Raw genomic sequence first — 19858 nt, 5'->3', positions numbered from 1 at the left:
AAAGCAAGTGTAGCGCTTGGCCGTTTAGACAATTCCGTACTCGCACAAGACCAGAATGTCCTCGATCCGATCCGCGTTCAGCCTCGTTCGACCATTTATAGTTGTCTTCAATGCATCCGGCAGAGCTGCGATTGCAGCCTCTTCGGCAGACAACAGCCACTCTCCATAACCTTTGCCTTCCGACGAGAGCTCGAAATCCGCGAACGGCATCCCGTGCAGAATCGCAGCGTTCGACACGAGCTCCGCCGCAACGCCGTCTCCGCCTCCCGGAGGAGTTAATTTCAGCTCCAGCGGCGAGCCTTGACCCGGGTAAGCCGTCCCCTCCTTCAGCTTCAAATACGCTTTGACACGGTTAATCGTCAGCACCCTGCCGCGATAGCGATAAGGGAACCGCGCCGCCTCCAGCATCAGCGATAGGCTCTGGCCTGCTGCGGAACCCGGCGGGCTCAGGAATTGATGCCATTGCGACGAATACTCGTGCCGCAGGCTGAACAGCCTGCGAAGATTCGGCTGTCCCGGCAACGCCAGGGCAGGTGAGGCCGTCGTTCCTTGAGTCTCCGCCGCTTCAAGCACGGCGCTCTTGAATGCCGCCGACCTTAATGCGTCTCCGCCTTCCCGCGCGGTATAGCTGATTCGAATAACGATATCGGAGATCGTATCCAGATCGAAAGCGTTCGTCTCCCGCGGCAATTCCAGCTTCCAATCCGAGATGGCTCCCGCGCCTTCGAACGGCAAATACCTTTCATCCCGGAACGATAGCTCGAACAAGCCGGAATCGTTCTGGGCATGGCTGAAAGCAATCGACTGGACCGCCGAGAAATCGTGCAGGAATCGGGCATCGTCCGGCTGTCGCTTGTAGGGAGCCGCCGCGCTCGCGCTTGCCCGAATGCGGCTTGAGAGCAGCGTCAGCCTGCCTTGCACGCCCGTATAGGGTCCCGTTACGCAAGGCACGGAGACGCTCACGGTTTTGATTCGGCGCATGTACTGACCCGGGTAGTCCATATCGAATAGCTCTTCGGGCAATGCGATGCTGCAAGTCCCCGTATGCTTGAGCGCGATGAGCGCGATCGGATCAAGCTGCGCAAGGGAGATGGACTTCGTAATCTCGTAATCCCGCGAATTCTGTTCATAATAAGCCGTCTCCAGCCTTTTCAGGTCGAGATGCAGCCGCTCGCCGGCAAGGAGCCCCTTCCTCAAGCCCTCCCAATAGCCGAACTGGATAAAGCCGGAATTCACCGTTCCTCGTTCGAATCGATATGCCATCTCGGCTCTTTTCGCGATATTGTAGGCCAGCTGATAGGTTTGAAAATAAAGCGTCGACAATTGGGCTCCCATCCACTGATACAGCTCGCGATTCGTGAATTTGCCGCGAAGATATTGCTCCGTCTCGTCCGCTTGCGCCAATTGCAGCTCAAGACCGGCCATTTCGCGTTCCGCCGTTCCCTTCCTCAACTCGGCCCCGGCGATCGAGGTGTCGATCTGCGCCAGCTCCCGCGAGGCGAGCTCCTCCTGAAGCTTCCATTCCGCCTCCCTGCGTTTATAGCCGCCTACGATTCCGCTCATCGCCGCTCCGGTATCCACAATCGAGGCCAGCGTCTTCATGGCCTGACCGAAGGAGTTGGCCGAGCGGCCGGCGTTCGAGCCCCCGTATTGGGCCGCCGCTAATGGCGAGGATATGCCCGCCGCTCCAAGTGTGGCGTCCGGCAGAGCGTGGCCTGCGGACGACAGCAACTCGGAGCCGCCGGCAACCCCCTGCAGCAGGGCAGAAGCGCCCATGCCCAACAATTGAAGATTCTCGAACGTATTGAACCCCCCAGCCAGCAGCCCGGCGTAATGCTTCCTCCTGTGTTCGACAGCCGCCCGCGACTTCTGCAGGCCTTCGATAGCGTTAATGGCTTCCTCGATCTGGCTGCTGCGCACCTGTCTAATGAGCCGGTACAAAGACGACTCATGACGCGCCCGAAGGCTGCCGAGCTCCTCCGCATCCTTCTTCTCCAGCGCGGACAGCAGAGCGGAGCCAAGTGCTCTAACCTCGCCGCACAGCTCAAGCGCCTTCGGCAGCACTGCCGCGAACCTGTAGCTGCCCAGCGGTTGAAGCGTGTCCGCTAGCACGGACCCGGCACCCGCTCCGCCGCGAACGGCGGACACAGCAGCTGCGGGATCAATCGGCGCTTCGAAGAGAGCCAGTCTCCGGGAAACGCCTTCGAGATTCAAGCCGTTGCGGATTTTCCGCAAGCGGTCCTCTACCTTATCCCAGTAAGCCAGCAGCTTGTCGTTCTTCGGAATTCCGAAATACAGCGACCTGCCGACCCCCGCGCCAAGCGGCGCACCGTTGGGGCCGATGGACGGCTGCACCTTGACCGACGGGAACCGGTTCTGCACCGTCACAAGCGCGTTCGAGAAATCGTCCAGTCCGACTTGCCGCAGCTGAGCATAGGATTGATCCGCGGCTTTCGTCATCTCCGGAATGCGCTGCGGGCGGGCTCCGAGCAGATTAGCCGCCGTCACGTAAAGCTGTGTCGCTTCGTTGATCGATTCAATCGTGTCCCGGGCGAACAGATCGTCTCCCCAGGCGACCAGCGTATCGATATACTTCATGACAACGGATTTCTGATAGCTTGCGATACGCATTCTCGCGATTCGGTGCGGCTCGAACGGATGAACGCGCCAGGCGGCGATCTCTTCCTGAAGCTCCTTCTTGACGTCGGGGTCGCCGCTTGGGTCCGCCAAGGCGGTTAACAGCCTCCATATCCGATTCTCCTCCGTATTCTGAAAGAAAGGGAGGAATCGCCAATACTTCGCCGGCGCGGGCTCGCTGGAATCGATCGTCGGATTAAAGACGTAATGGTACCATTTCAAAGCCTCTTCGAATCTCCGCTCCTTGCAAAGCCGGTCTGCCAGGAGCAGCGGAATGTGCAGGAACATCTCCCAATTGTAAATGCCGTAAGCACTCATAACGCGGAAATCGACATTCTCCTCCGGCGAGCCCCATAGATTCGAAGTCGGACTGTACGTCTGATGGAAGATACGCGGATAACCCAGCTCGTTCGTCAGCCGCTGGGCGTCCAGCGAAAGCAGTCCTTTGACCCCCCGGGCGTTGTACAGCCGGATGAAGTCCCTGACCAGCGGATGGAACAGCATTTCATATTGCATCGTCTTCGTGGCGGCCCCTTCGGGCTCTTCCGCGTAATAAGTACGATAGTAGTCCTGATGAACGTAAGCCAACGTCCGCTCATCCTGGTAGAAGGAGAAATCCCTGCGCTCCGAAGGCACAACGAACCGCGTCGTCCCTTTTGTCTGCTCCATCAGCTTGATCTTCGGTCCGAAGCGCCTCGTATCCCTGCCGTAAGGGATCGCAAGCAGAGCATCCTGTTCGGCTTGAAACATCGTGTCCGTTCTTTCCATATTATCGGGCGCGACCACAATAGCCCGTTCGGCCGAAGATCGGTTGAGGACTTTCGTGCTTTTGCGCGAAGCGTTATAAATCAATCTTCCGTATATCCAGGTTTGGAAGCCATCGTTGCCCTGCGGCTCTGGCTTGTAACGAATCTCAATCGCCAGATCCTCTCCGGTCGATAATCGCTGAACGTGGATATGGTAAAGCTTCCTCGCCTGCTCAAGCGTATCCGTAGGCGTCAGCATCTGCAAGAACAGGCTCTCGGCCGATACGCGCTTGCCCGACCAACGGCTGTCGCGGAACTCCGACCAGGCCAGCTTCACCGACATCCGTTCCTGGGAAGCCCCCGGCTGCGAGCCCGTCGGCCGGTTATCCTTCTGCTCGGCGGATTTCTCGAATTGGCTCCAAAATAAATACAGGCTCGAATTGAAGGAATAAGGTACCAGATGATCTCCTTGAATGTCCGCGTCGATCTTGCTCCAGGGCGTCCAGCCTTCCTTGCTTCGAATGCGATGATAATACGCATGCGGCACAGAATACGTTCTAGCGAAGACATGCATATCCTGCCCCTCGCGATGCAACGCCCGGATATCCAGTCGGGACACTTCGTCCAGTTGAGTCAGATAGCGGCCGAACGCTTGGGCGAGATTGCCGTCGTTCACCTCGCACTGAAGAAGATCCTGCTCCAGCTGCTCGAAGAACGGCGTCTTGTCATCCCGCAGCTCGGGCTCCAGCCAGTTTTCCGGATAGAGGAAAATTTTGCGGTTGGCTTCCCACACCCGATAGCTTTTCATCCACTCCCACATGTCCGTATTGATCGAACCTGGGGAGATGCCGGGCTCCAGATTCAACAGGCAGCGCTGCACGAACAACTGCACGGATGAGATCGCCTGTTTGATTCTTGAAGTCTTCATGGCGGCGTTCATCTCGACATCAATCAGGAAATATTCGAATAGCTGGTTGCCGTTCCCGATTCCGTTAGCCTTGATCGGTTGCATCTGCAGCACGTAATCGACTAACGCATCGCGCCATTTCTCGCGGAGTCCATCCTCTGCGACGGCTGCGATCTGCCGCCATGCTTGCTCGTCGAACCGCGACTTGGCGGCATTCTTCACTTCACGGGCCATGGCGGCATCCGGGAGCTCCTTCGTCCAACCCAGCCACTTCGCCGCAGGAATGCCGATGCGTTCGCTTAGCTGCAGCACGTTGCGCAGCGACGGAATCCGCGACGGATTTACGAAGCTTGCCGGGGTCAGCTTCCAGCCTGACTCTCCGACGATTACGGCGAGCTCGGTGGAGTCCCAGCCGGTCAACTCGCTCAGCAGCCCAATCAGCTTCTCCGGCGAAGCCTCCGGCTTGCCGGCTTCCGCGAACAGCTTCAGCCAACCCGGAGCGCCGGGCCGGAGCAAGCCTTTGAGCTGCTTGTATTGCGCCAGCAGACGCCATTGGCCGAACAAGGCGCGAAGCTCGGCGGCCGAAGGCTGTTCCCCGGCAGGAAGGGCATTAAAGTCAAGGCCGCCGAAATGGACCGAATTGTCATGGAAATACTGCAGCTCTTCCGGCTCCAGCTCCAGGCTCTTGATCAAGTGCGCCGCCTTGTGAAGCTTGCGATAGGAGATTGGAAGCGATACAGGGTCCAGCGTCAGAAAGTCGCGGATCATCGGAGCGCCGGGGTTGTTGGCGTCGGAGCAGCGCAGCAGACGCTCTAGGAGTCCGGATACGGCTTCATCCGACAAGCCTAACGCTCCCGCCAGCGACTGGATCGCGAATACTCGAACAAGCGCGGCCTCTGCTTCCTGTCCCCCGGCTGCCGATTCCCGAATGCGGCGATATCCGTCCGCCAATGCGCTCATAAGCTGGCCTACCGCCAAATCGGTTGGCGCCATAAGCTGATTCTGCAGCTCCCGGTCGCCCAGCAAATAACTGAGCTCGCCGATCCGGGAACCGGCCTCCAGCAGCTCTTTATTCAGGGCGACTACCGCGAGCGTATCTGCCGGCGAACGAAATGCCGGCGTATCCGTCATTCGCAGCAGGGCGATCAGCTCCGGGATCGCAAGCGACAGCAGACGTCCGAGCAAGGCGTAGCGATGCAAGACGGACAGATTCGCCAGCGTGAGCTTCGTATTCGGTCCGGCTAAACCGGTCGCTTCCAGCACAGCCTGCAGATCGTTTTCCTTCCAGCGAAGCACCGCAAGCAGTTGGGACTTCTTAGCCTGAAGCGGCAGCGCATGCCCGCGAATCTCCTTGCCCCCGCTAAGCAAGGCGAAGTCTGCATCGGGCGGATTGCTCAGCGCTTTGTTCTGGAACAGCCGGGCGTACAGCGAATCGTCCCCGTCCGTATCCAGCGTGCTCCACAAGCTGTACAGCTCCGCTTCCGTAGTGCGGCTCTGCCCCAGCGCCCGGTGCAGCCGCTTCATGTCCGCCAGTTCCACGAGGAAAGACTCCCGCTCGCGTCCTAAAGCGCTAAGCGCTTTGTCCAGCTCGCGAACGCTCCAGCCGAGCTTCCGTCGCAATCGCAAAAATCGGTGAATGTCGCGCAGCGGCGCATAATTGTCGAACGACACATTTTGCAGCCAGCTGTATTCCAGCTCGCCCGGGTCGGATTGGGCCATAATCCAAACGTTCGGGACAGCGGGATTCGCGTTCAAATATTTCGAGCCGAGCAGCTCCAGCAATTCGTCATAGCTGATCTCCGCGCGCTTCAGAAACTCAGCGACATTCGACAGATGCTGATGCCAAGGCTGCAGCGTGCGAAGCTCCTCGGCGGGGATCGCCTCGATGGTGTTGCCTTCCGCCGGCGTCCAGGCCAAATGGGTCCATTCTCCGCTGCCCCCTCCGCAGCGGTATTCAATTCGCAGGCTGTAGGATTGTCCCGCCTGCATCGGAATCGGCTGCGTAACGCCGACTTCCGGATTGACCACATTCCAGCGGTCGAACAGCAGCGCTCCGTTGAACCATAAGCGATACCCTCCGCTCATTCCATCGAAGTGCAGCTTCATCGCTCCCGACCGCTTAGGGACGATCGCGCCGGTCCAGCGAACGCTGAATTTCTTCGGCACCGTCGGCGCCGGAGGCTCATGATGCCACGTCTGCGTAATCGGTCCGTCTATTCGCGTCAAGACCGGAGCGCCCGATAAGTCCTGATTCGAGTAATACTCTCCCCATAGCCCGTTTGTAGACACCGTCGCCGAAGAGTAGCCGTAAAATTCCCACAATTGGCGTTCCAGCCGCCCCATCCAGATGTTCCGCTCCATCGAGGACAGCCCGAGGTAATCGCCCGCCAATGCGTAGGCGGGATGGCCGTCCGGGAACGCGGATTTGAGCTCATGCAGATCGGTTCCCAGCCTCTCCAGATACGCGCCTGTAGAATGCAGCGCCCGGTCGAAGGGCAGGGAAAGCGGAAATACCGCATGCTTTACGGCTGTCGCAGCCGCGTTTGTGATGCTTTCGGGAAAGGAATCGCTGTACTCGCGATTGACGCTCAAGTCCTCCGCCGCGCTGCCCGCGTCCGTATTGTTGGCGATTGGATAGCCATGGACAATATAGCTTTCCAACGCTTCATTGACGAGATCGATGTAAGGAACGAGCGTATTCGTATTCTCACAGGTCAGCTTCAGATGCTCCAGGTCTCTCCGGTGCCGTCTCAGCGCGTCCAGCGGACGCTCGGTCATGCCGGGAAGGAGCGTCTTCGGGTTCAACAGCTGCAGCAGATCGACATAATAGGCTGCGGCGCTATAGACCGACTTGCATTCCGCGCAGTCGCACAGCTCAAGTCTGCCGAACAAGGCCGCCCAGTCGGGAAGCGCCTTTCGGAGCTGCTCGTTCAGCGCCGAGCCGCCCAGAGCGGCCGGTGTAATATCGTGCATGCTTTGATAGGCCGAGACATACAGCTGAACGGTTGTCGCATGGACCTGATCGGCCTGCGCATAGACGGCTTTCGCCTCGTCATCGCCTCCGAGCGACGGCCCGAGGAGCTTGACGAAGGCCTGTTCTCCCAGGCTGACCACATCCAGCGCCGATTCGAGCCCGTTAGCGAGCAGCTCTTGCATCCTTTCGGGCCGAGGGCTGATCTGATACGCCCGCTGCCAGGCCTTAAGCCGGGAAACCAGCGCTGCCGTCTCCTGCTCTGCTTCGCTCTTGTGCAAGCTTCCCGCGCCATTGCCCACATACTCGTCGACGACTGTCGAGCCGAGATCGAAATCCGGCGATTGCTCGAAAAACCGAGCCAGCCTCTCGCGCAATGGATTATGAAAGCGGCCGGATCGACGGGCTTCTTCCAATGCGCTGTCCATGTCCAGCTCCGGAAACAGGTTGCGCTCCCGGCGCAGCCATTCTTCCTGCGGCTGCGGGATATCCTTCGGGCTAGCTGCGGCTGATTCGGACGAAATCGCAGCGCGCTTCTCTGCCCGGACGTTCGTTTCCGCTTCCTCCATCGGAGGCAGAGGCTGTCGACCAATGAGACGGGCGAGACTCTCGTTCAAGGAGTCAGGGACAGCTTCAGCCGGGAGGGGCAGCCTGGCCGACGCGGCGATGCCGTTCTCCTGTCGTGTTTTCCGGCGACCGATCTCTTGCAGCTGGCGCAGGTTCGCTTCGCGCTCTCCCTTGACTTGAGGAGAAATCTGCCCCAGCGTCTCTGCCTTGACGAAGGCGGCTTCAAGCTCGGCCGGATCAATCGCGGCAAGGCTTTCCCCCTCCACCGGCAAACCTTGCCTGAGCAAGCCGTAGTAGGCTTGCGCGGCCACTTCTCCGTTATCCCCTCGACTCAGGACATGCGCGGCCCTCCAGTTCAGCACCCGCTCAATCGGGATACCGCTCGCGCCGGACGCGTACACGGCCTCCTCCTCCGTCAAGCCGGTCGGCTCTTCTCCGTTCAGCAGCTCCTCCAGAGCGGATTCCACTCTTTCCCATTCCGTTCCCTGCGGCTTGAGCGGCACAAAATGAATCGTGATAGACTCGCTCCCCCGCGCACGGTAGATAACCGAGGAAACGAAAGGTTCAACTTCCATCTCCCGATGCGAAGCTTTCACCCGCAGATCTATCGTTTTCCTTCCCGTCCTCCTGAACGCCGCGACATCGTACGCAACCCGGAATCGCCCGCATTCATCCGTCATCGCCTCCCCGATTCGCGTTTCGTCCCGCAAGCCTACGCTGTAAACCTCGACGAGCGCGCCCTGCACCGCCGTTTCGCCCATGAGCGCTGCTCCGATCACGGTGTGCTGTTCGTTAAGCATTTGATCTCACAATCCTTTCAAGAAAATTGGTGATGCTTCCTTGCGTAAGATCCATCCTCGTTCGGTCCCAAAAATAGTCTTTTGTGTAACCTGCTCTCAAATTTTATGTCAATATGACGCTGCCCCGGTAGTGACGGCGGTCATCATGACCGTAACGGAATCGCTGCGCACTCCATTCTCTGTCCGCTGCCGCCGCTGGCGCACCCTTGCTCCGGTCATAACAAAAAAGAGCAAACCCGCGCCGATTGGCAAGGTTTGCTCTTACAGGCATTCGGTCCGCAGCGCGGTAGGAATGCAAAATTAATGGATAGGTTAAATCGATGCTTTGGCAGCCTTAAACGCTTGGGCATACAGCGCCGCGCGCTTCGCAATAAGGCTAAGATCGCCTTTCTTCACGGCTTCGTTCGTCAGATCGGAGCCGATGCCGACGGCTACGGCGCCTGCGGCGATCCATTCGCCCACATTGTCCAGCGTAACGCCTCCTGTCGGCATCACGTTCGCCTGCGGCAATGGACCCTTGATCGCTTTGATCATGGCCGGCGTCGTGCTCGGGAACAGCTTGACGATATCGACGCCCAGCTCAAGCGCCTCCTGAATTTCCTTGATCGTCATGACGCCTGGCATGACCGGCACGCGGTAACGATTGCAGAGCGCAACCGTCGCCGGATTCAACGCCGGTCCCACGACGAATTCGGAGCCGCTCAGAATAGCCGCCCGCGCCGTCTCGGGATCGAGCACCGTACCCACGCCGATAATGGCGAATTTGTCCGGATCGGTAGTCGTGCTGGAATATTTGGCTGCAAGCTTCTCGATCGCCTTCAACGCCGAGGGCACTGTCATCGTGACCTCAATCGCTTTAATTCCGCCGGCGATCGCTTGCTCCGCCATCTCGGCAACCTCGTTCGCGTCCTTGCCGCGGAGCACCGCGACGACACCTGCGTCTACCAATCTTTGAATCGTTTTTATTTTGTTCATGGCTTATGTCTTCCTTCCCAGGTTGATCTTATCTTTCGATATGCTTCTGATTGCCCAGAATCGCTTCGACTTCGGCTAACGTTGGGAGCCCTTCCCAGTCTCCTGCCATCTGTACGACCAGCGAGCCGACCAGATTGCCGAGACGAACCGCCTCTACGGGTTCGAATCCCCGCAGCAAGCCGGACAAGAATCCCGCGCAGAACCCGTCTCCGGCTCCGATCGGATCGATGAAGTGCTTGGCTTGGAAGTACGGCACCGCTGTCACCTGCGTCTCGCCTACGACATAGGTTTCGTCTGCGCCGCCCTTCACAACGCATTGAGCGTTTAACTGCCTTAGCCTGCCGACGATCTGCTCGAAATCCTCGGTTTCGTACAACAGCTGCAGCTCATCCAGTCCGGGCAGGAAATAATCGGCCTCTTCGGCAATTTGCAGCAGCGTCTCCCGCGCCTCCTGCAAGCCCCACAGCTTCAGTCGCAGATTCGGATCGAAGACGATCTTGACTCCGTTCGCCTTGGCGATGCGAATCGCTTCCCGCAAGGTAGCCCGGCAGCTCTCGCTAAGCGCCGGCGTAATGCCCGTCACATGCAAATACTTCGCAGCCGCAATGTATTCCGGGTTCAGATGCTCCGGCTTCATCGCGCTCGCCGCCGACAGCTTGCGGTAATAATAAACCGAGGTTTTGCCCGATAGCTGCTCACGCAGCATCAAGCCCGTCGGCTCATCCGCTGACAACGACGCCCCCGAGACGTCTACGCCTTCTCCGCGAATGCCCTTCAGAATCATCTGGCCCATCGGATCATTGCCCAGACGGCCGAACCATCCGACGGAGTGTCCGAGCCGCGCGAGCCCGATGGCGACATTGCTCTCCGCGCCTCCGAACGATTTGTCCAGACTGCCGGCATGCTCGATGCCTTTCGGTCCGCCCAGCAGCAGTCCCATCGTTTCGCCGAAGGTAACTACATCGATTCCCGTCTGCCTCAATCTCTCACTTGACGTTTGCACCATTTTTCCCGTAGCCTCTCCTTCCTGTCGCGAAGCTTATTTCAGGGACTTGTTTCGCCCCATGCGCCACCAGACCTCTTTCATATGCCGGACGTAAGCCTGCTCGATCTTCTGTTCATCCCCGTCCCTCAGCACCTCGATTAATGGAGCATGACTGATGGCAATGGACAGCAGGTCCGGATAGTAGAGCTTGTTTGTTATTGCCATGAAACGCTTAAGCTTAACCGCAATCTGCCGCCAAATGTGCAAAATGGTCTGATTACCGGATTTCTCGAAAAAATAACCGTGAAATTCCATATCGGTATCGATGAAGCGAAATAAATCCTCTTCCTTGGCCGCCTCTACCATGCCGTCGTACAGCCCGATGAGCCGCTCGAAGTCTCCTTCGTCCAGCCGGGGAATGACTCTCCGCACGGCATCCCACTCGATCAGCTCTCTCAGCGCATAGATTTCCTCGATCTCTTCCTGCTTGATCTCGGCGACGATCGACCCTTTATTGGGCTTGCCCACAAGCAGGCCCTCCTGCTTAAGCCGCTCCAGCGCCTCCCTGACCGGGGCCTGACTGACCTTCAAAGCGGTCGCAATCTCAAGCACGAGCATACGGTAGCCCGGATACAGCTCGCCCCGGACGATCGACTCCCGCAAAGCCAAATACACCTGCTCGCTTAACGAATGACCTCGTTCGTCCAATCGAAAGGGTATAACCCATCTCTCCTTCATTTATTATCGATAATATTATCGATAATTATATCGATAATGGAAGTATAGCAAGCCGATCTTCATGCGTCAACGATTGTTGGCACGTAGCGCGTGAAGAGTGAGCGGTAAAGTAGACACGCGAACAACCGGCGCTTCTCAGGCGCAGCAATGCCAGAGGAGCAGCCGGTTTATATGGGGCCATGAAGCATGCGCAGCTACGCCAGCGCCTTCAAGACATCCTCGATCTTGCGAATATGGGACAATACGCCGTAGTTCATCCAAGCCCAGAAATCAACCTCGTGGACGCATCCGTTCCGCACAGCCGGGAGCGCCTGCCAATGAGGACTGTCGACAAGCTTGCGCCCCTCGCCCTCGCTGTTGTCGAACGTCACGAATACATGATCGGCATCGAGCCGGGCCAACGCCTCCGGCGAAATCTCAACCCTGCGCTCCTGATCCTTCATCTCGCGAACGAGCGCAGGCTCCGCAAGTCCCAAATCGCCGTAGAGGATCGGCCCCGTATAGCCTCGGCCGTCTCCGCCATACAGCAGGATCGACCGGGCCGAGACGCGAAGCACAGCTACGCATTGCCGCTGTTTCCGTAAGCCGCTAAGCCGTTCCTTTGCCGTCTCAACCAGACTTTCATAGCTGCCAATGACCTCCGCCGCCCGATCCTGAACGCCGAACACGGCCGCGATCGCGTGAAGCGTCGAACGCCAGTCCTCGCTTGTCGACGGCAGTCTGAACACGGGCGCGACTCGCTTGTACTTATCCAGGTTCCAGCGGCGATAACCCCCGTCCAATAAAATCATCTCCGGTTGAAAGCGAGACAGCGCCTGCCAGTCCCCGGTCGTGACATCGAATTCCGGCACCGCATGCATGGCCAGATATCCTTGCTTCCCCCAATTCTTTCCCGAGAACTGAACGGCGGGCGTAATGCCGAGCGCCATTAGAAAATCCTCCAGAAATGGCGCGAATATGCGATCCGGATTCCGATGATGGCGGCGAAATTGTCCAGGCGTCACCCCGACCTCCTGTTTGAATCGCCGATTGAAATAATACTCGTCGTTAAAGCCTACCGCATTCGCAATATCGACAAGCTTGTCTTGCGACAACAGCAGCAATTGCTGCGCCTTCTCTATTCGCAGGCCGTTCAAATATTCGAGAGGAAGCTGCTCGGTCAAGTCTTTGAACATCTGCGTATACTTGGCCCGGTTCGTGCCTGCGCGAAGGGCAAGCTGATCTACCGTGAATGCTTGGGCGTAATTGTGCTCCAACTCCTCGATGGACTGCAGCACCGCCTGTCGCGTCCGCTGCTCGTAGCCGGCCGCGCGGTTCTGCTTGAAGAGAAACAGCAGCAGCTGCTCGAAGCGCACTTGATTCTCGAACACCTCCAGCTCGTCCTCCGCCTCGCGCTGGCGATAGAGAGCATCCAGCAGCAGCAGACCCTGCGAGAACGGGGAGCACTCTAGCGCGCCGGGAGCCGGCAAGCCGCCAGTCCGCGGGAGCGCCTCGCTGTTCTTGACCGCAGCGATCGCTTCGAAGCCCAGCCGGTAATAGCTCAGTCCTCCCTCCTCCGCCTCCAGCCGGGAGGAGCATGCAGGGCCGATCAGCATGCAGCTTCCTTGCCGCAGCGGATAACCCGTCCCCGCCAAGACCATTCTTCCGTGTCCCGCCGTCACCGCGATCAGCGCATATTGCGTTCCTGTCGCGAACGTATGCCGCGTCTGCGGGTTTTCCCGCTTGAATACGATGGAGGACATCGAATAATATACGGGCTGCCTCGTGCGGATCGCTTCGTCCTGCATGTCTCGTTGCTCCTTCATCTATGTTGAGAATGATTTTCAATGACACTGGAGATAGTGTATTCGAAAATAGGAGGCTCAGCAATGGAGGAGCACGCGGGGAAACAAATAAAGCCCCCTCCAAGCAGAAGGTTGATTTGCTAAACCTGTTTGCTTGAAGATGAGCTTATTCCTGGAGACATCCCCCTGCGGGCGGCTCTCAGTCTCTTACTTCCGTTAGTTATCCTTATTTAACCAGCAGCCTCGTCAGATCGTCCAGCTTCATGCCGTTGGCGGTAATGGCTCCGCTCTGCCAATGCGAGCGCTCGACCTTATAGATGTTTCCTTTCTTGAAGGCCGGCACCGTTTTCCAGAGCGGGCTGTTCAGCCCCTCGATGTCCTCCTGATTCTCAGGTGAATCCCAGCTTCCATTGGAGGTCAGGAAGATAATGTGATCGAAATCCAAATTCGGTATCGCTTCTTCCGACAGTATGCTTTGGAACTCCGTCATCTCCTTCACCATTTTCGGAGGCTCAAGCCCGAATTCCGAATACAGCATTCCGGTATACCGATTCCTCACCCCGAACAGCGCCAGCGTCTTCTCGCCGACATTCAGACGAATGACCGCTACCGTCTCCTTGCCGATCGCCGACTCCAGCTTCGCCTTCGCATCGGCGATCTTCTGCTCGTACTGGGCAATGACGCTGTCGGCTTTCTCCGGAATGTTCAACGCATCGGCTACCGACCTCAGAATGTCCCGCGAGCTCGCCAGCACGTTTTCCGGCAGACGAACCGTCGGCGCAATCTTCGAATACTGCTCGTATTTCTCCTTATCCGCTGCCCCGTCCACGATAATCAGATCCGGATCATGCGCAAGAAGCGCCTCGATGCTGCCCGTCATATCGAACAACGGAACGTCCATATTCAGGTAGTCCTGCTTGCCCCAGAGCGGGTGATACCACTGCGCAACCGGCGTAACTCCCAGAGCTTTGAGGTAATCCTCTACATAGACGCCGACGACACGCTTCGGATGGACCGGAACCTCTACCTCGCCGAATTCGTCCTTGACGATCCGCGTCTCTTCTTCGCTTTCCTTTCCAGTCTCCTGCGACGGCTCCGCCGATTTCGTCGCGGCAGCCGCTGTAGGCGTCGGCGATGCCGAAGGCGCATCCGTCTTCTCCTTCTCGCTGCCGCACGCCGCCAGCGCGACAAGCATCAGAATCGCCGCTGCCGCAGCGATCGTTTTGTTTTTCCAGCCTTTCATAGGAATCCCCTCTCCTTGATCTCCTTGCAATTGATACTCATTCTCAATTGCTACACGGACAATCATACGGAAAGGGCGCGGAACTCTCAATGTACTTTCTCCGCGAGCTTTTTGTACAAACGAATCAGCATGCTTGAAGCAAGAACGTTATAGCAATTCGAGGCTGATGCGATCGGCAGCCGCAGGCGTTCCGTCAGCAGCGGGATCGATATGCCCGAGATCGAGAACGACTGCGATCCGTTCATTCGGCCGGATGCCGAACCGCTTGCGCAGCTCCGGATCGTAAATCCAATCCGGCATCGATCTCCTCGTGCCAAGCCTCTTCTCTCTGGCGAGCAGCTCGAAGTTGGCAACCAGGCAGCATACGGCGGCCAAATCCTCGTCCCTTCTGTGAGGGTCCTCGTCCTCTTTCGCGATGATAAGGAGATGGGCCGGAGAAGGCTGCTGCAGCTGTCGCATGGCCTGCATGCCCTCCTGATCCACATAGACGAATCTCCAGGGCTCTCTTAGCCCATGATTGGGCGCCCATACCGCATCGTTAAGCACTTCCAGCACGAGCTCCCGCGCTACGGGACGATCCTGAAACTGCGTCACGTTGCGCCAATCCATTAAATAATCGGCTAGCTTCATACTTGCTCCCTCCCTGCCTCGTACGGCTTTAGTGAACGCTTTCCGTATAGACGGACCATTTTTTGTCGGCGGGCGTCCTTCCTCTTCCTCTTGGCGGCTTATCGAAGTGCCCCATATGCAAAATCCCGACAAACCTCTCCCCTTCCCGCATGCCGATGCTGGAATAGAAAGCCTTGTTCCGGATCAGCTTTTCCGTGTCCCACAGCATGCCCAGGCCCTGCTCCCAAGCGAGCAGCTGAAAGGCTTGCAGGACCCGGCACGTATCCGCATAGATCCGATCGTTCATGCTGCGGTCCGGATCTGTCTGGGCGAGTACGATCAGATGCGCGGGAATCTCGGCGAATTTTCTGGCGGCAACGTCCATCCATTTGGCCGGCATCAGGCGGACCCATTTATTTTCCTTTACCTTGGCCAGCATGCTGTCGACCAGGTGCTGGTTCGCCTCCGGCGAGCCCGCATAGATGCAGCGCCACCGCATGTCGCCGTCCGGGTCGCGCAGTCGGGTTGCCTGCTCCAGCAGTTCCTCGACCGTCTCCCGCGACACCGGGGCCTTGTTGAATCTGCGGATGCTTCTTCGTTCTCTAATCAAGCTTGAGAGACTCATACCAATCCACCCCTTCGATTTCCAGGCAATATCCGATGACATCCATTAAGAAGCGCTTGGCCGTCGCCAGCTCCGATTCGCTGTATCGATCCAGAAAATTAAGAAAGTGATTCTGCACCATGCGATGCCCGATCTCATGCAGATCGAACAGCCTTTTCCCTTTCGGAGTCAAACGATAGAATAGCTCCTTTTTGTTGTCGTTAAGCTGCGTTTTGCGAACCAGATCGTTCTTCTCCAGCTTGGTGCATATTTTGGAGAGGTTGCCTTTGCTGACCTCTAGCTTCTCCGCGATGCCCGTCTGGTTAATCGGCTCATGCTCACCGATGCAGGACAAAACGTGAATTCCGGTCAGTGTCATGCTCTGATTCCCCTGAAGCTCTTCCCCGAAGATGGTCAATACCGCTTCATTCCACCGAGCCTCGTGGCTCTCCATCTGATGGATGAGTTTAATAAACGTCTCATGCACATCCAGCTTGGCCAGCTGTTTCCGATCCATTCGAGTTCCCTCCCGCAACATATTGTTTCCATTGAAATTTTATTATTACAAATGTAATCAGATGATTGTAAGTATCAATTCATAATATTGTTTCATACGAAACAATATTAGAATAATATATCTTTTCTTCATCGTCAACAATGAAAAGAGCCCCACCGCCGATTGTCCGGCGATTGGGCTCCTTGCTCCAAGCGGCCTGTTACTTCTTCTTGGCCAGCAGCAGATTCACGATCGTATCCAGTTGAAGATCCAGGGAATACGGGTCCTCCATGACGAATTCGTCGTGAAACTCATTGCCGAACAAGTAGACCCGATCGTTCTTTACAGCGGGAAGCCCCTTCCACAGTTCGCTCTCGAGCATCCGCTTCGTAGCCTCCGGCTCCCCGTAATAGACGAAAATATGGTCTCCCATATATTCAGGCAAGCTTTCCGCCGATATCGATTCGAAGCCTTCCATCATATTCTTGGCGATCTCCGTAGGCGGCAGCTGCAGCATCTGATAGATGGTGGACGACCCGTAATTGCCTCCGACCGCGGCCAGCACGTAGACCGCTTTATCCCCGATTTGCAGAACGGACACCGTCTCGCCTTCCTTGACGATCCCCGCGATTTTGCTCCGTGCCTCCGCGACGCGTTGCTCATATTCCGCAATCCAGGCTTCCGCTTCCTCCCGTTTGCCGAATATGTCGCTGATGCTCCTGAATTTCTGCAGAGGGTCTGCCGTCGATTTGCCTGTCCAGTACGGCAAGAAGACGGTCGTTCCGACCTTCTCATATTGCTCGATATTCCCCTCGACCGATCCGAGAATCAGATCCGGCTCCAGCTCGACCAGCTTCTCGAGATTCATCGGGAAGCCTCCCATATCCTCAATGCCCGCCAGCACTTCTTTATCGATGCCCGCCTTCTCCAGCCATCCCTCGCCCAGCATGAACGTTCTGACGCCGATCGGCACGATGCCGAGCTTCAGCAGATGGCCCATGTATTGATCGGCGGCTACTCGCTGCGGCTCGGCCGGAATTACCACGTCTCCTTTCGGAGTCGATACGGTTCTTGTGGCGCTCTTGGCTTCCTGGGTCGGGCTGGCCGACGGGCTGACCGAGGGCTTCGCGACAATGGCCGATTCGGACGGCTTCGCCGATGCCTGCGGGTTCGTATTGGCCGTCCCCGAGCAAGCGTTCATCAGAAACGACAAACACATGACCAACGTCATGGCGGCGATTTTGGATCTGTTTTGCATGAATGACTCTCTCCCCACACCTATTTGATAATGATTTTCAGTATCATTATAGAGACGAGCAGTCTTTTGCAAAACGGCAATTCCTTGCATCCCACTGGGCAAATCCCGATCTGCCGATGACTTGCCTCCTTTCATGCGGTAACGAGCGGGAGATAGTCCGAAGTATTTCTTAAAGCTGCGGCTCAGGGAATGGGCATCCGGGAATCCCACAGCTTCGGCGATCTCTTGCAGCGTCGCATCCGTCCGCAGGAGCATGTTCTTCGTTCGGTCTGCCCGCACCTGACCAAGATAGTGAATAGGGCTCGTATGCGTTCTGTTCTTGAACATTCTTGACAGATGTCCTCCGCTGCATTCCAGCGCCTCGGCTATCGAATCAAGGGTCAGAGGCTCATGGAAACGCTCATGAATATAGCGAATGGCCAGCTCGGCGATATCCGGCTTCGCCGGCTCGATCTCTTGCTGCCGAAGCTGCCACAGCAGCTCATGGACAAATTGATAGAAAATGGCCTTGGCCTGCACCTTGCCCAACCCCGTTGTCTCTTGCCACTCCTTATCGAGCGCTTCAAGCTTGTCATGCAGGGAAATCGGGTAACGCGGAGCGAATTCGTACCGGTAATAGAACGGATTATCCTTCTCGGCCAGCAGCGCGACATCGGGCGGACAGGGAAGCGCTAGCGTTGCTCTGTACAGAATCAGATACAAGTGAAGCTCCTCCTCCGCCCAAACCTCCAGCTCGAGCCCTTTGCCCCCGTGAAATAAGTGATAGCCCCGAATCCGATGAAGCCGGCCTTCCATCTCCACTCTCCCGCTTCCTCTAACGGTGAACAGAAAAGCGCTGGAGGGCAATCGATAGGCTTGCCACCGCTCGCCCGCCTCCAACGTTTTAAGACGAATATCCATGATTCTCACATTGGCGTGATTCCATAACAGGATCTGGCTCTTCAGATTCATTTCGTCGCTCGTCCCCTTGCTCCTCGCGCTGTGTCAGCTAGTATACTCATCTTAATTGATAACATTTCTCATTGGCAACAGCGGCAGCGCCGTTTGCCGCCGACGGCCGATCTCCTTGCGAAGCCCTGGGCGCCTTCGGCCCTCCCGGTCGTTGACAAGGCACACAGGCTCGTCTACTCTATTAAAATGACCCGGCTTAGAGAATAGCTGCAACGCTTAACGAAAGAAAGTAGGTTGGAAATGGAACGATTCATTGAACTGCTGCAGTACTTGCTATTAGGTATCGTTCAGGGCGTAACCGAACCGATTCCGATCTCGTCCAGCGGACATCTGATCGTCGTCCAGAAGCTGCTCGGCATGCAGCAAAACGGACTCAGCTTCGAAATTCTTACGAATACGGCTTCATTGATTGCAATAATGTACATTTATAGAAGCGATATTTTCCGGCTCGTTCGCAACGGATTCCGCTACCTCCGCACACGAGAGACCGAATGCCGCAAAGACTTTCTGTTCCTGCTGTATATCGTCGCAGGGACGATTCCCGCCGTCATTATCGGTTTGCTGTTCAAGTCGGACATCGAAGCATACTTCTCCTCGGCCAAAACCGTAGCCGTCTCGCTGCTTCTGACCGGTGTCGCGCTCTGGCTCATCCGTAATCTGCGCGGACGCAAAAGAGACGGCGATCTCACCTTCAAGGACGCCTTGATTGTCGGACTGGCGCAAGCCGTCGCATTGATTCCCGGCATCAGCCGCTCCGGGTCGACCGTCATTACTTCGATTGCCGTCGGCATGAAACAGGATACCGCGCTTCGCTTCTCCTTCATGCTGTACATTCCGGTCAGCCTGGGAGGACTTGTGCTCGGAGCGTCGGACATTGCGACCGATCCCCACCTCTCCTCGCTGGCGATTCCGTACCTGATCGCTTTTCTGGCTACGCTGGTCGTGACCTACTTCGCTATGAGATGGTTTATGAACCTGATGGAGAAGGGTAATCTGAAATATTTCGCCTATTACTGCTTCGCAGCCGGTATTCTGTTGCTGATCTTCCTGTAACCGAGCTTCATCATTCAACCAAAACAACGGGGCTGGCTCAAAAGTGCTAAACTTTTGAGCAGCTTCTTTCTTTTACATCGATTATGGTTTTGCGGGCATGTAACTCCTTCCGGTGGCTGTTGCATTCGTGAAATTTTGAATTTGTAAACTCGTAACGAGGAAATTTCACGACTGCAAAGGCCAACGCTCCGCTCCTCCAGGAGATACATGCCCTCTTTTTTCATCGATTGAGGTAAGAAAATGCCCACAGAATTGCAAAAAGATATCGCTACATGCGTCTGAGAAAACAGGCGCAGGAGAAACTCCGAAGTGAAGAAGGGTACGCGCTTTTCGTTAGGCGAATGATTGACCCAGAAAGTGTGTTTGGACAAATCAAGAATAACCGGGGATTCCGACGGTTCCTGCTTCGTGGCTTGCCACAGGTACGCTTAGAGGGAGGCCACTGAAAAAGTCTTTCAACTAAAAGAAGGTAACGTTCCTCAATTACATTGAGAGAGCAGTACCTTCTTTGCTGTATAATTAAAGTATTACAGC

At 56.8% G+C, this 19858-nt stretch carries 12 protein-coding genes; 2 read left to right on the top strand and 10 right to left on the bottom strand.

The window, feature by feature from the left end:
• Window positions 1–24 precede the first annotated feature (24 nt).
• The 10 genes from ACFO1S_RS12590 to ACFO1S_RS12545 all read right to left on the bottom strand — a co-directional run bounded on the left by ACFO1S_RS12590 (window position 25) and on the right by ACFO1S_RS12545 (window position 18271).
• Entirely contained in the window at window positions 25–8628 is an 8604-nt protein-coding gene (locus ACFO1S_RS12590) for a Tc toxin subunit A-related protein (RefSeq protein WP_204605297.1), read from the bottom strand.
• Between the two features lie 312 nt (window positions 8629–8940).
• Window positions 8941–9603 (bottom strand): bifunctional 2-keto-4-hydroxyglutarate aldolase/2-keto-3-deoxy-6-phosphogluconate aldolase, encoded by a 663-nt coding sequence (locus ACFO1S_RS12585; RefSeq protein WP_204605296.1) that lies wholly within the window; start codon window positions 9601–9603, stop codon window positions 8941–8943.
• 28 nt (window positions 9604–9631) lie between these two features.
• Window positions 9632–10609, bottom strand: a complete 978-nt coding sequence (locus ACFO1S_RS12580; protein ID WP_204605295.1) for a sugar kinase — start codon at window positions 10607–10609, stop codon at window positions 9632–9634.
• 33 nt (window positions 10610–10642) lie between these two features.
• A complete protein-coding gene (locus ACFO1S_RS12575; RefSeq protein WP_204605294.1) occupies window positions 10643–11296 on the bottom strand; it encodes a GntR family transcriptional regulator in 654 nt (217 codons plus the stop codon).
• Window positions 11297–11520: 224 nt separating this feature from the next.
• Window positions 11521–13113, bottom strand: coding sequence for an AraC family transcriptional regulator (locus ACFO1S_RS12570; protein ID WP_378126872.1), 1593 nt, complete (start codon window positions 13111–13113; stop codon window positions 11521–11523).
• 223 nt (window positions 13114–13336) lie between these two features.
• Window positions 13337–14353, bottom strand: coding sequence for an ABC transporter substrate-binding protein (locus ACFO1S_RS12565; RefSeq protein WP_378126870.1), 1017 nt, complete (start codon window positions 14351–14353; stop codon window positions 13337–13339).
• A gap of 147 nt (window positions 14354–14500) precedes the next feature.
• Window positions 14501–14983, bottom strand: coding sequence for a nitroreductase family protein (locus ACFO1S_RS12560; RefSeq protein ID WP_378126869.1), 483 nt, complete (start codon window positions 14981–14983; stop codon window positions 14501–14503).
• 28 nt (window positions 14984–15011) lie between these two features.
• Window positions 15012–15587, bottom strand: a complete 576-nt coding sequence (locus ACFO1S_RS12555; RefSeq protein ID WP_378126867.1) for a nitroreductase family protein — start codon at window positions 15585–15587, stop codon at window positions 15012–15014.
• The gene (locus ACFO1S_RS12550; protein ID WP_378126866.1) at window positions 15565–16083 is read right to left on the bottom strand and encodes a MarR family transcriptional regulator; all 519 of its coding nucleotides are present in this window, start codon (window positions 16081–16083) and stop codon (window positions 15565–15567) included. The genes ACFO1S_RS12555 and ACFO1S_RS12550 overlap by 23 nt, the downstream gene beginning before the upstream one ends.
• A gap of 199 nt (window positions 16084–16282) precedes the next feature.
• Window positions 16283–18271, bottom strand: coding sequence for a helix-turn-helix domain-containing protein (locus ACFO1S_RS12545; protein WP_204605292.1), 1989 nt, complete (start codon window positions 18269–18271; stop codon window positions 16283–16285).
• Between the two features lie 240 nt (window positions 18272–18511).
• Between ACFO1S_RS12545 and ACFO1S_RS12540 the strand changes: the two genes are divergently transcribed.
• Entirely contained in the window at window positions 18512–19324 is an 813-nt protein-coding gene (locus tag ACFO1S_RS12540; protein ID WP_204605291.1) for an undecaprenyl-diphosphate phosphatase, read from the top strand.
• A gap of 251 nt (window positions 19325–19575) precedes the next feature.
• Window positions 19576–19770 carry a transposase gene (locus ACFO1S_RS12535; protein ID WP_378126894.1) on the top strand — a complete coding sequence of 65 codons (195 nt, stop codon included), beginning with the start codon at window positions 19576–19578 and terminating at the stop codon, window positions 19768–19770.
• Window positions 19771–19858 lie beyond the last annotated feature (88 nt).

The organism is Cohnella boryungensis (assembly GCF_042651945.1).
GTDB classification, from domain to species: domain Bacteria; phylum Bacillota; class Bacilli; order Paenibacillales; family Paenibacillaceae; genus Cohnella; species Cohnella boryungensis.
This window is presented reverse-complemented; position numbering and strand designations above follow the sequence as displayed.

Bases quoted from the DNA above. Each gene is read 5' to 3' on its own strand.
- ACFO1S_RS12560 (WP_378126869.1), bottom strand. From the start codon at position 14,983: ATGAAGCTAGCCGATTATTTAATGGATTGGCGCAACGTGACGCAGTTT.
- ACFO1S_RS12545 (WP_204605292.1), bottom strand. From the start codon at position 18,271: ATGAATCTGAAGAGCCAGATCCTGTTATGGAATCACGCCAATGTGAGA.
- ACFO1S_RS12585 (WP_204605296.1), bottom strand. From the start codon at position 9,603: ATGAACAAAATAAAAACGATTCAAAGATTGGTAGACGCAGGTGTCGTC.
- ACFO1S_RS12555 (WP_378126867.1), bottom strand. From the start codon at position 15,587: ATGAGTCTCTCAAGCTTGATTAGAGAACGAAGAAGCATCCGCAGATTC.
- ACFO1S_RS12580 (WP_204605295.1), bottom strand. From the start codon at position 10,609: ATGGTGCAAACGTCAAGTGAGAGATTGAGGCAGACGGGAATCGATGTA.
- ACFO1S_RS12540 (WP_204605291.1), top strand. From the start codon at position 18,512: ATGGAACGATTCATTGAACTGCTGCAGTACTTGCTATTAGGTATCGTT.
- ACFO1S_RS12565 (WP_378126870.1), bottom strand. From the start codon at position 14,353: ATGAAAGGCTGGAAAAACAAAACGATCGCTGCGGCAGCGGCGATTCTG.
- ACFO1S_RS12570 (WP_378126872.1), bottom strand. From the start codon at position 13,113: ATGCAGGACGAAGCGATCCGCACGAGGCAGCCCGTATATTATTCGATG.
- ACFO1S_RS12590 (WP_204605297.1), bottom strand. From the start codon at position 8,628: ATGCTTAACGAACAGCACACCGTGATCGGAGCAGCGCTCATGGGCGAA.
- ACFO1S_RS12550 (WP_378126866.1), bottom strand. From the start codon at position 16,083: ATGGATCGGAAACAGCTGGCCAAGCTGGATGTGCATGAGACGTTTATT.